Annotated in this window: 9 protein-coding genes; 4 read left to right on the forward strand and 5 right to left on the reverse strand. The window is 69.8% G+C overall.

All coding sequences use genetic code 11. The features are described 5' to 3' along the window. Positions 1–24: 24 nt before the first annotated feature. From OG272_RS41150 to OG272_RS41165, 4 genes are all read right to left on the reverse strand, one after another. On the reverse strand, positions 25–894 hold the full coding sequence (locus tag OG272_RS41150) for a carbohydrate ABC transporter permease (protein WP_327726839.1): 870 nt from the start codon (positions 892–894) through the stop codon (positions 25–27). Then, a complete protein-coding gene (locus OG272_RS41155) occupies positions 891–1775 on the reverse strand; it encodes a sugar ABC transporter permease (protein ID WP_326585538.1) in 885 nt (294 codons plus the stop codon). The genes OG272_RS41150 and OG272_RS41155 overlap by 4 nt, the downstream gene beginning before the upstream one ends. Before the next feature lie 124 nt (positions 1776–1899). Next, on the reverse strand, positions 1900–3180 hold the full coding sequence (locus tag OG272_RS41160; protein WP_327726838.1) for an ABC transporter substrate-binding protein: 1281 nt from the start codon (positions 3178–3180) through the stop codon (positions 1900–1902). A 55-nt stretch (positions 3181–3235) separates the two neighbouring features. Next, the gene (locus OG272_RS41165) at positions 3236–4255 is read right to left on the reverse strand and encodes a carbohydrate kinase family protein (RefSeq protein WP_326574636.1); all 1020 of its coding nucleotides are present in this window, start codon (positions 4253–4255) and stop codon (positions 3236–3238) included. A 150-nt stretch (positions 4256–4405) separates the two neighbouring features. Between OG272_RS41165 and OG272_RS41170 the strand changes: the two genes are divergently transcribed. From OG272_RS41170 to OG272_RS41185, 4 genes are all read left to right on the forward strand, one after another. Further along, complete coding sequence (locus OG272_RS41170) at positions 4406–5155, forward strand: DeoR/GlpR family DNA-binding transcription regulator (protein ID WP_326585537.1); 750 nt, start codon at positions 4406–4408, stop codon at positions 5153–5155. A gap of 76 nt (positions 5156–5231) precedes the next feature. Beyond that, positions 5232–6572, forward strand: a complete 1341-nt coding sequence (locus tag OG272_RS41175; RefSeq protein ID WP_327726837.1) for a 6-phospho-beta-glucosidase — start codon at positions 5232–5234, stop codon at positions 6570–6572. Positions 6573–6625: 53 nt separating this feature from the next. Then, positions 6626–9673 carry an alpha-mannosidase gene (locus OG272_RS41180; protein WP_405895741.1) on the forward strand — a complete coding sequence of 1016 codons (3048 nt, stop codon included), beginning with the start codon at positions 6626–6628 and terminating at the stop codon, positions 9671–9673. A gap of 158 nt (positions 9674–9831) precedes the next feature. Continuing rightward, positions 9832–10713 (forward strand): sulfotransferase, encoded by an 882-nt coding sequence (locus OG272_RS41185; protein WP_328224407.1) that lies wholly within the window; start codon positions 9832–9834, stop codon positions 10711–10713. A gap of 142 nt (positions 10714–10855) precedes the next feature. Here the strand turns inward: OG272_RS41185 and OG272_RS41190 are convergent, their stop codons facing one another. Further along, complete coding sequence (locus tag OG272_RS41190; protein ID WP_327726835.1) at positions 10856–11989, reverse strand: ATP-grasp domain-containing protein; 1134 nt, start codon at positions 11987–11989, stop codon at positions 10856–10858. Between the last annotated feature and the right edge of the window lie 232 nt (positions 11990–12221).

Below are 12221 nucleotides of genomic sequence, written 5' to 3' on the forward strand. Positions count from 1 at the left end.
CGCACCTCTCTCCCGGGGAGCGGTTCAGCTGCCCTGTACCGCGCCCTCGGTGGCGCCCGCGATGAAGCCGCGCGCGAAGATCGCGAAGACCGCGACCAGCGGCAGGGACGCCATGAGTACACCGGCCATGACCATGCTGTAGTCGGTGTTGTGGCCGACGTTGAGCTGGGCCAGCTCCACCTGGAGGGTGACGTGCTCGGGATTGGTGAGCACGATGAGGGGCCAGACGTAGTCGTTCCAGGCACCGACGAAGGCGTAGATGGCGAGGAAGGACAACGCGGGCTTGATCATCGGCAGGGCGACGTTCCAGTACTGACGGAAGAACCCGGCGCCGTCGATGCGGGCCGCGTCCAGCAGTTCGTCGGGCACACCGTTCTCGATGTACTGGCGCAGCCAGAAGATGCCGAAGGCGTTGGAGAGCGCGGGCCAGACCAGCGCCTTGAGCATGCCGACCCAGCCGACCTCGGACATCAGGATGAACTGCGGCAGGACGGCCAGCTGGAGCGGCAGCATCATGAACACCAGCAGGGTGCCGAAGAGCCACTTGCGCCCGGGGAACTCGAACTTGGCGAAGGCGAAGGCCGCCAGGGAGTCGACGAACAGCACCAGGACCGTGGTGACACACGCGACGACGACCGTGTTGAGCATCGACCCGAAGAAGTCGATGGTGTCCAGCACATGCCGGATGTTCTCCAGCAGATGGGAGCCGAAGGTCAGCTTCGGCGGGCTCTTGTAGATGTCCCGGGTGGTGTTGGTCGCCATCACGATCGTCCACACGAACGGGAACACCGAGATCAGGACGGCCAGGACGAGGAAGACGTGCGCGGACAGGCCCTTGGGGCGGCGCTGGCGCTTGGCGCCCGTGGCCGGCCGCGGCGTGACGGCGGTCGTCATGACTTCCTCCCTCGTTGCACGATGCGCCAGTTGATGACGACGAGCACGATGATCAGTACGAAGAAGGCCCACACGATGGCCGCGCCGTAGCCGTAGTCGTTGTCGAGGAAGGCCGACTGGTAGAAGTACAGCAGCGTGGTCAGGCCCGCCTGGCCCGGACCGCCGAGGTTCTGGTTGGCGGCGTTGCTGGCGAAGAGCACCTGGGGTTCGCTGAAGCTCTGCAGGCCGTTGATGGTCGAGATGACGACCGTGAACAGGATGATCGGCCGCATGATCGGAATGGTGATCTGGAAGAAGGTGCGGACGGGGCCGGCGCCGTCCATCCTGGCCGCCTCGTAGACCGAGTTCGGGATGGACTGAAGGCCGGCCAGGTAGATGATCATGTTGTAGCCGGTCCACATCCAGGTCATCAGCAGCGCGATGACCACCTTGATCAGCCACGGGTTGCTCAGCCATGGGACGGGCGAGATGCCGACCATGCCCAGGATCGCGTTGACCAGGCCGAAGTCGTTGCTGAACACCGCGCCGAAGAAGATCGCCACGGCGACGATCGACGTCACGTTCGGCACGTAGAGGGCGATGCGGTAGAAGCCCTTGAAGCGGCGCACCGAGTGCAGCAGCGTCGCCAGGACCAGGGCGCCGAAGAGCGTGGGAACGGTGGACAGGACCCAGATCAGCAGGGTGTTGCGGATCGACAGCCAGAAGACCGGGTCGCTCCAGAGGAACTCGAACTGCTGGAATCCCACGAACTGCTTGGTGCCCAAGCCGTCGTAGCGCTGGAAGGCCAGATACAGCGAATAGAAGACGGGGACGAAGGAGAAGACGACGAAGATCAGGTAGAAGGGCGAGATCGCCAGGTACTGCCGCCAGTACGACAGCACCCCGCGACGCTCGGGCCGCGCGACGCCCGCGGGCGGGGTGCGCCGCGGGCGGAAGCGGGCCGGGCCCGGCCCGCCACGGTGCTCTGGCACCGTGGCGGGGCCGGTGACCGGAGGTGATGCCACCTCAGTTCACCCCCTGTCGCCGGGCGATCTGCTTGGCCTGGGAGACCGCGTCCTTCCAGGCGTCGTCGGGCTTCTTGCCCTTGGCCTCGATGCTGGTCAGCTCGGCCATGAAGGGAGCCATGACCGCCGAGTCGGCGGGGGCCTCGTAGCTCACGGGAATGGCCTCGGCGGCCGGGCCGAAGACCTCGATGATCTTCTGTCCGCCGAAGAAGGCGTCGGGGCCCGTCATGGCCGGCATCGCGTACGTCTCCGGGGAGGCGGGGAAGATGGCGGCGTCGGTGAAGCTCTTGGCGTTGTTGTCCGGGCTCAGGATCCAGCTGATGATCTTGAATGCCTCTTCGGGGTTCCGGCACTGCTGGGGCAGGGTCAGATAGGAGCCGCCCTGGTTGGCCGGTCCGCCCGGGGTCGCGCAGACCCGCCACTTGCCCTTGGTGCCCGGGGCCGCCGACTCGATGTCCAGCGCGTGCCAGGCGGCGCCGACCTCGGTGGTCAGGCTCTTGCCGACGGCGGCGTTCCAGCTCTGGTCGTTGATCTTGGCGTCGAGGCCGAGGGTGTAGGCGCGGACCGCGGTGTCCCACGCGGCACGTATGTGGTCCTGGTCGCCGATGAAGTGGTTGTCCTGGTCGATGAACCGCTTGGTGCCCTGGCCGACCGCGATGCTGAACACCGAGCCCATGTTGTTGATCAGGAAGGTGCCGGGCAGCGCCTTCTTCAGTTCGGTGCCGAGCGCGAAGTAGTCCTCCCAGGTCTTGGCCTCGGCCGCGACCTTGGCCGGGTCGCTGGGCAGCCCGGCCTTGTCGAACTGGTCCGCGCGGTAGAAGAGCGCGGTGGGGCCGATGTCGATCGGGAACCCGATCTGCTTGCCGTCCTCGGTCTGGGCGAGCTTGGTCTTCCACTCCAGGTACTGCGACGAGATCTTCTTGAAGCCCAGGTCGTTCAGGTCGAGGAAGCGGTCGGCGTTGGGCAGGAAGGAGGCGATGTCCTCGCCCTTGATGCCGGTGATGTCCGGCACGGAGGAGCCGCCCGCGGCGAGGGTGGTGGTGAGCTTCTGCTTGAAGTCGCCGCCTATGGAGGAGCTGGTCAGTTTGACCTGGCCCTTGAAGTGCGTCTTGGCCTCGGCGACCACCTTGTCGCTGAGGGCTCCGCCCCAGTACCACATGGTGAGGTTCTTGCCGTTCTTGGTGCCGCCGGATTCCGAGTCGCCGCCACAGGCGACGGTCAGGCCGGAGGCCGCCGCGGTGAGCACGGCAGCCTGGAGGAAGCCTCTACGGGAAAGGTCCACGGGTCACTCCTGTTTGTTCCTGTTCGTGGTACTAAGGGGCGTTTTTTCGTGGGGCTCAGTGCGGCCGGGCGGGCGGGGTGACCGGGGCGTGACGCACCGGTGGGCCGAGGTCCGCCGGGATGCGGTGCGGGAGGAAGCCGTAGGCCTTCATCAGGTCGGGGTCGGTCAGCGAGCGCCACCAGCGGTCGACGCCGTACCAGCCGGGCGCCGCCAGGCCTCCGCCGTGGTGGCCCACGGACAGTCCGGCGGACAGGACGGCGAACCGCAGCCGCTCCACCAGCGGCCAGCCGCCCAGGGAGGCGGCGACGAAGCTCGCGCCGAAGACGTCGCCGGCGCCCGTCGCGTCGAGCACGTCGACGTCGAGGGCCGGGACCTCCGCGTACTCGCCCGTCGTCTGGTCCACCGCGACGGCGCCATCGCCGCCACGCGTGACCACGGCCACCGGCACCAGCTCGCTCAGCGTGCCGAGCGCGGCGACCGCGCTGTCGGTCCGGGTGTACGCCATCGCCTCGGTCTCGTTGGGGAGGAAGGCGTGGCACAGGGCGAGTTGGTCGAGCAGGTCGCCGGACCACTGCTGGGTGGGGTCCCAGCCGACGTCCGCGTAGATGTGCGTGCCGTTCGCGGCGGCCTTGGCCAGCCACTCGCGCGGCTCGGCCTCGATGTGCACCAGTGCCGTGCGCGACTCGGGCGGGTCGCCCATCAACACGTCCTGGGAGTAAGGGGGTTCCTGGCCGTGGGTGACCAGGGCCCGGTCATGACCGTGGGCGAGGGAGACGGTGACGGGGGTGTGCCAGCCGTCCGCGGTGCGCGAGAGGGAGAGGTCGACGTTCTCCTGGCCGGCGAGGACGTCACGGCAGTAGCCGCCGTAGTAGTCGTCGCCGAAGACCGTGGCCAGGGAGGTCCGCAGGCCGAAACGGGCCGCGGCCACCGCCAGGTTGGCGATGCCGCCCGGACCGCAGCCCATGCCGTCGGTCCAGATCTCCTCGCCGGGTGTGGGCGGCTTTCCCAGCCCCGTGAGCACGAGGTCGTAGAAGAGCAGCCCGGTCAGCAGCACATCGGGCCGGTCGTCGTCCACGCGTGCACCCTCTCGTCGAGACTTTCGAGGATCACTCTTCAAAAGTCTTCAATTTCGGTGCACAGATCGTGCGCGCCTCCGAGGTGTTTGGCAAGAGTCAAGCAGAAGTGAGCATAGAAATGATTGGGAATGACGAGTACTGTTCAGCGCGTGCTGGCAGAGCGACGACACCAACTCATCCTGCGGGCCCTGCGATCAGGCGGCCCGGCGGCGGTCACCGACCTGTCCGAACAGCTCGGCGTGAGCCCCGCCACCATCCGGCGTGACCTCCTCAGGCTGGAGGAGGAGGGGCTGCTCACCCGTGTGCACGGCGGCGCGGTCGTGGACGAGGGCGACCAGCCCTTCGCCGAGGTCGCCGAGGTGCGGGTGGCCGAGAAGGACGCGATAGCGGCGAAGGCCGCCTCGATGGTCCGCGACGGTCAGTCCGTGCTCCTCGACATCGGGACCACCGCCTACCGCCTGGCCCGGCAGCTGCACGGCCGCCGTCTCACCGTGATCACCAGCAACCTGGTGGTCTACGAGGAGCTGGCCGACGACGAGGGCATCGAACTGGTGCTGCTCGGCGGCATGGTCCGCCGCGAGTACCGTTCCCTCGTCGGCTTCCTCACCGAGGACAACCTCCGGCAACTGCACGCCGACTGGCTGTTCCTCGGCACGAGCGGGGTGCGGCCCGGCGGACAGGTGATGGACACGACCGTCGTCGAGGTCCCGGTCAAACGCGCGATGATCAAGGCCGGCGACAAGGTCGTCCTGCTCGCCGACTCCGCGAAGTTCCCGGGTACGGGGATGGCGCGGGTCTGCGGTCCCGGGGAACTCGACGTGGTCGTGACCAACGGGTCGGTGGACCCGGGCACCCGGTCCTCGTTCGAGGACGCGGGGGTCGAAGTGGTCACGGTATGACCGCCCCCGCGGGGGGACGGCTGACACGTGTCGGGACGGCCCGCACAGACGCACGATCGGCAAAGGTGGTAGTTGCGTGAAGCTGACGATTCTGGGCGGCGGAGGATTCCGGGTGCCCCTCGTGTACGGGGCGCTCCTCGGGGACCGCGCCGAGGGCCGGGTCACCCATGTCGTGCTGCACGACCTGGACGCCGAGCGGCTCTCCGCCGTCACCCGCGTCCTGGCCGAGCAGGCGGCGGACGTGCCCGACGCCCCGGCGGTGACCGCCACCACCGACCTCGACGAGGCCCTCACCGGCGCCGACTTCATCTTCTCCGCGATCCGCGTCGGCGGCCTGGAGGGCCGCGCGAACGACGAGCGGGTGGCCCTCGACGAAGGCGTCCTCGGCCAGGAGACCGTCGGCGCCGGCGGCATCGCCTACGGCCTGCGCACGGTCCCCGTCGCCGTGGACATCGCCCGCCGGGTGGCCCGGCTCGCCCCCGACGCCTGGGTCATCAACTTCACCAACCCGGCCGGCCTGGTCACCGAGGCCATGTCCCGCCACCTCGGCGACCGCGTCATCGGCATCTGCGACTCACCGGTGGGCCTCGGCCGCCGTATCGCCCGTGTCCTCGGGGTGACGAACCCCAAGGAGGCCTGGATCGACTACGTCGGCCTCAACCACCTCGGCTGGGTCCGCGGCCTGCGCGTCGCCGGCCGCGACGAACTCCCGCGCCTGCTCGCCGACCGCGACCTCCTCGGCTCCTTCGAGGAGGGCAAGCTCTTCGGCGTCGACTGGCTCCAGTCCCTCGGCGCGATCCCCAACGAGTACCTGCACTACTACTACTTCAACCGCGAGGCCGTCCGCGCCTACCAGGCGGTCGAGAAGACCCGGGGCGCCTTCCTCAAGGACCAGCAGGCCCACTTCTACGAGGAGATGCGCCGCCCCGACGCCCACGCGCTCAAGGCCTGGGACCGCACCCGCGCCGAGCGCGAGGCCACCTACATGTCGGAGAACCGGGAGACGGCCGGCGCCGGCGAACGCGACGCCGACGACCTGTCCGGCGGCTACGAGAAGGTCGCCCTCGCCCTGATGCGGGCCATCGCCCGCGACGAACGCACCACCCTCATCCTCAACGTCCGCAACAAGGGAACCCTCTCGGCCCTCGACACCGAGGCCGTCATCGAGGTGCCCTGCCTGGTCGACGCCAACGGCGCCCACCCGGTCGCCGTCGCCCCCCTGCCCGACCATGCCACCGGCCTGGTCTGCGCGGTCAAGGCCGTCGAACGCGAGGTCCTCGCCGCCGCCGAGGCGGGTTCCCGTACGACCGCGGTGAAGGCCTTCGCCCTGCACCCGCTGGTCGACTCGGTCAATGTGGCGCGCAGGCTGGTGGAGGGATACATCGAGGTCCACCCGGGCCTGGCGTACCTTAAGTAGGCCCACCGCCGGAAAGCGCTTTCCCCCGCTCGCTCCCTCTCTGGAGACCCGTCATGCACGACGAACGCCGCCGCATCGAGGAACGCGTCGAGCGCGTCCACACCCAGCGCGTCAAGCCCGCCGTCTACGCGGCCTCCGTGCCCTTCGAGGTCGAGGCCTGGCAGGCGCCGGGCGAGCCCGTCCCCTTCGAGGAGGCCGCAGGCGCCTCGTACACACCGTTCGCGATGGACACCCCCTGGGGCCCGCCGTGGGGCACGACCTGGTTCCGGATGCGCGGACAGGTGCCCGCCGAGTGGGCGGGCCGCCGCGTCGAGGCGGTCATCGACCTCGGCTTCGTCGGCGACTGGCCCGGCAACCAGGCCGAGGCCCTGGTCCACCTCGCCGACGGCACCCCGCTGAAGGCGGTCAACCCGCTCAACCAGTACGTGCCGATCGGCAACCCCGTCCGGGGCGGCGAGACCATCGACTACCTGGTCGAGGCGGCCTCCAACCCCGACATCCTCGCCGACAACTTCTCGAAGATCACGCCCCTGGGTGACATCCTCACGGCCGGGGACAAGCCGCTCTACACCTTCCGGCGCGCCGACATCGCCGTCCTCGACGAGGAGGTCTGGCACCTCGATCTGGACCTCCAGGTGCTGCGCGAACTGATGGTCCACCTCGGCGAGCACGAGCCCCGCCGCCACGAGATCCTGCACGCCCTGGACCGGGCGATGGACGCCGTCGACCTCGACGACGTCTCCGGCAGCGCGACGGCCGTCCGCGAGATCCTCGCCCCCGTCCTCGCCAAGCCCGCCCACGCCAGCGCCCACACCATCTCCGGTGTCGGCCACGCCCACATCGACTCCGCCTGGCTCTGGCCCATCCGCGAGACCAAGCGCAAGACGTCCCGTACCTTCTCCAACGTCACCGCGCTGGCCGACGAGTACGAGGACTTCATCTTCGCCTGCTCCCAGGCCGTGCAGTACGAGTGGGTGCGCGACAACTACCCGCAGGTGTGGGAGCGGATCAAGAAGGCCGTCGACAAGGGCCAGTGGGTACCCGTCGGCGGCATGTGGGTCGAGTCCGACGGCAACCTGCCCGGCGGCGAGGCCATCGCCCGCCAGCTCGTCCACGGCAAGCGGTTCTTCATCGAGCACTTCGGCATCGAGACCAAGGGCGTCTGGCTGCCGGACTCCTTCGGCTACAACGCCTCCTACCCGCAGCTCGCCAAGCTCGCCGGCAACGACTGGTTCCTCACCCAGAAGATCTCCTGGAACCAGACCAACAGGTTCCCCCACCACACCTTCTGGTGGGAGGGCATCGACGGCACCCGCATCTTCACCCACTTCCCGCCGGTCGACACCTACAACGCCCGCTTCAGCGGCGAGGAGATGGACCGCGCCGTCCGCAACTACCAGGAGAAGGGCGCCGGCACCCGCTCCCTCGCGCCCTTCGGCTGGGGCGACGGCGGTGGCGGCCCCACCCGCGAGATCATGGAACGCGCCCGCCGCCTCGCGGACCTGGAGGGCTCACCGAAGGTCGTCGTCGAACACCCCGACGAGTTCTTCGCCAAGGCCCGCGCCGAGTACGAGGACGCCCCCGTCTGGAACGGCGAGCTGTACCTGGAGCTCCACCGCGCCACGTACACCTCCCAGGCCCGCACCAAGCAGGGCAACCGCCGCAGCGAGCACAAGCTGCGCGAGGCCGAACTCTGGGCGACCACGGCCGCGCTCCACGCGCCCGGCTACTCCTACCCGTACGAGAAGCTCGACCGCCTCTGGAAGACGGTCCTCCTCCACCAGTTCCACGACATCCTGCCGGGCTCCTCGATCGCCTGGGTCCACCGCGAGGCGGAGGCGGAGTACGCGCGGGTGGCGAAGGAACTGGAGGAGCTGACGGCTCAGGCGATCTCGGCGCTCGGCGGCGGAGACCCGCGGGTCTTCAACACCAGCCCGCGCGACCGGGCCGAGGTGGTCCGTACGCCGGCGGGTGCACCGGTGTACGTGACGGTACCCGCGAACGGCAGCGCGCCCCTCACCGCCGCCGAACCCCCGCACCCCGTCACCGTCTCCGGCCGCGTCCTCGACAACGGCCTGGTCCGGGTGGAGATCGCCGAGGACGGCACCCTCGCCTCCGTGCGCGACCTACGTGCCGACCGCGAGGTGCTCGGCGACACGGGCAACCTGCTCCGTCTGCACACCGACCTCCCGAACTACTGGGACGCCTGGGACGTCGACAAGCACTACAAGAACCGCTACACGGACCTGCTGGACGCCGAGTCGGTGACCGTGGTCGAGGAGGACCCCCTCCTCGGCGCCATCCGCGTGGAGCGCTCGTTCGGCAAGGGATCCCGCATCACCCAGACGATCACCCTGCGCGCCGGCAGCCCCCGGATCGACTTCGAGACGGACATCGACTGGCACGAGGCCGAGAAGTTCCTCAAGGCCGGCTTCCCGATCGACGTCCGCGCGCCCCACTCCTCCGCGGAGATCCAGTTCGGCCACATCCAGCGCCCCACCCACACCAACACCAGCTGGGAGGCGGCCCGCTTCGAGGTCTCCGGCCACCGCTGGGTGCACGTCGCCGAGCCCGGCTACGGCGTGGCGGTGATCAACGACTCCACCTACGGCCACGACGTCTCCCGCACGGTCCGCGAGGACGGCGGTACGACCACCACGGTCCGCCTCAGCCTGGTCCGCGCCCCGCGCATCCCGGACCCCGAGGCCGACCAGGGCAAGCACCGCATCACCTACTCGCTCCTGCCCGGCGCGAGCATCGAGGACGCGGTCGCCGAGGGCTACGCCCTCAACCTGCCGCTGCGGGTCGCGGACGCGGCCGGCGCCCCCGAGCCGGTCGTGTCCGTGGACGGCGCCGGAGTGACCGTCGAGGCGGTCAAGCTCGCCGACGACGCCTCCGGCGACGTCGTGGTCCGGATCTACGAATCGAGTGGCGGCCGGGCCCGGGGCGTCCTGCGCACCGGCTTCCCGCTCGCCGGTGCCCAGATCACCGACCTGCTGGAACGCCCCCTGTCGGAGACGGCCACGGACGGCGACGGCGTCCCGGTGACGCTGCGCCCGTTCGAGGTGCAGACCCTGCGGCTGGCGGTGGGGGAACGGTGACCGCCGTTCCCGTCAAGAATTAAGAAAGGCATGAAACAGCTGGTCGCGGCGGGCACCTTGCCCGCCGCGACCTCTTCTCGTTCCCTCCACGCCACCTGGAGTTCGCTCGGTGCCCGTGTGATACGGGAGAACGTGAGAGAGAGTGGTGAGGTGTCATCGTGCGAGATCCGCGCATGTCCGCGATAGGCAAGGGGCTCAGGCGCCGCGGCAGACTGATCGCCGAGGCGGTGAGCCCGCCGCGCAGGCCGCTGGACGCCGTCCCCGCACCCCGGACCGACCCCGCGCCCGAGGAGCCGCCGTACGTGGCGCCGCGCGCGTCCCGGCTGGTGGACGCGCCGGTGTTCGTCCTCTCCTCGGTGCGCTCCGGCTCGACGTTGCTGCGGGTGATCCTCAACAGCCACAGCCGGATCCGCGCCCCGCACGAGATGCATCTGCGGACGGTCCACGTCCATCTCTCCCGGGACTTCACCGGGGACGCGATGAGGGCGCTCGAACTCGACAGGTCCGAGCTGGAGCACGTCCTGTGGGACCGCATCCTGCACCATGAGCTCACCCGCAGCGGCAAGCAGGTCATCGTCGACAAGACCCCGCCGAACACCCTCATCTGGCCGCGCCTGCACCGATGTTGGCCGAACGCCCGCTACCTCCTGCTGCTGCGTCACCCCGGCGCCGTCGTCCAGTCCCTCACGAGCCGCCGCACCGACCCGGACCACGAGGCGATCCGGGCCGAAGTCCTCTCCTACAGCGAGAAGCTGGAAGAGGCCCGCCGGAACCTCCCCGTCCACGTGATCCGTTACGAGGAGCTCACCGCCGACCCCGAGAAGGTCACCCGGGGCATCTGCGACCACCTCGGCGTCGACTGGGAGCCGGGGATGCTCGACTACGGCACCAAGGACCACGGCACCTACCGCCCCCAGCTCGGCGACTGGTCCACCACCATCAAGTCCGGCCGCATCCAGCCGGCCCGCACGGCGGACCCGACAGCGGAACTCCCGCCCCGCCTACGGGAGCTGGCCGAGGAATGGGGGTACCAGGCTTGATCGCGCCCCGACAGGGGCGCGGGGAACTGCGCGAGAACCCCCCACCACCCGCACCCGACCACCCCCCTCAGCGGGGGCCCGGGGGCGCAGCCCCCTGGGACGGGACGGGTAGGGGCGGCGGGGGCGAGAATCCCCGGCGCCCTCAGACCGCCAACGGACGGTCGGCAGCCGGCTTGCACACCACGGGGGCCGAGACGGCCACGGGCCGCGCCTCCATGGCGACCGGCACCTCCGACACCTGGTGCGGCATGGTCACCGACCGCACCGGCCGCGTCCCCGACACCACCGTGTAGTCCTGGCCCAGCCGCGTCGGCATCACGTCCCCCGGGTCCTCCCCGAGCGCCAACTGCACAGCCGCCCAAGGGGCGTTGATCCCGCACAGCGCGAGCTGGTGCAGCCCGCCCGCCGGACGCGTGTTGACGTCCATGAGGACCGGCTCGTCGCCGTACATACGGAACTGGATGTTCGTCAGGTAGTGCAGCTCGAACCGCTCCGCGATCCGCCGCGCGGGCTCGATCCACGCGGGGTTGAGCGTGAAGCCACGCCGGCGGCCGTTCTTGGTGCGGCCCACGGCCATCCGGACCCGCCCGTCGGGTCCGGTCAGGCAGTCGACGGACACCTCCGGCTGTTCCAGCCGCGGCATCACCATCCAGTCCACGGGCTCCTCGGCCTCCCGCACCGCTTCCACGACCATGTCGAGCTGTACGTACGGGCTCGGGAATCCGCTGAGGTGATCGAGCGAGAAGGGTGCGCGTGTGATGACACGGAAACCCACACCTCCCGCCCCGGCCGCGGGCTTGAAGCACGCCCTGTGCCCGCCGTCCTCCAACTCCTCGACGGCGGCGGTGAGTTCATCGGTGTTCGTCACCCGGAACCACGGCGGCACCGGGACCCCGTGGGCCTGGACCGCCTCGTACGCGGTCACCTTGTCCTCGAAGACCTCGATGGCCTCGGCGGTCGGCGCCAGCAGCGCCGTACCGACGGCCGCGAACTCCTCGCGGTGCGCGGCGAGGGCCGCCTGGTGCAGCCGGGGCACGAACACGTCGATGCCGCGCTTGGCACACTGGTCGAGCGCGTACTCGACGTACGCGGCGGGGGAGAGGCCGTCCGGCTCCAGGTCGGCGGTGTCGGCGGCGGCCAGTACGGGGGAGTCGGCGTCGGCGTGCGTGGCATGGATGTCCACCGGACGAGCGTGCGGATTATGCCGCAGCTGATCCATGAAGAAGACGTTCTCCGCGTACGTGCGGTTGAGCCAGACGCGTACGCGAGAGACCATGCAGGCCGCCTTTCAGGGTTCGCGGGCAGGGCGGAGCAGGCCGTGCCCGGCCAGGGGGGATGGAGGTACGCCGAACCGCCGTACGCGAAGCAGGGGCGTGGCGGTGGTGTAGGACGGATCATACGGCCACTGGGACCCTGGTTTCTGTCACGCGCGTGTTAATCCTGGCGCGGCGGGGCGTCCGGGACACGTGTCGGGCCGCTCGGCACGTCGGTCTTGTCCACCGGTGTGC

This window comes from Streptomyces sp. NBC_00104 (assembly GCF_045160825.1).
Classification (GTDB): Bacteria; Actinomycetota; Actinomycetes; order Streptomycetales; family Streptomycetaceae; genus Streptomyces.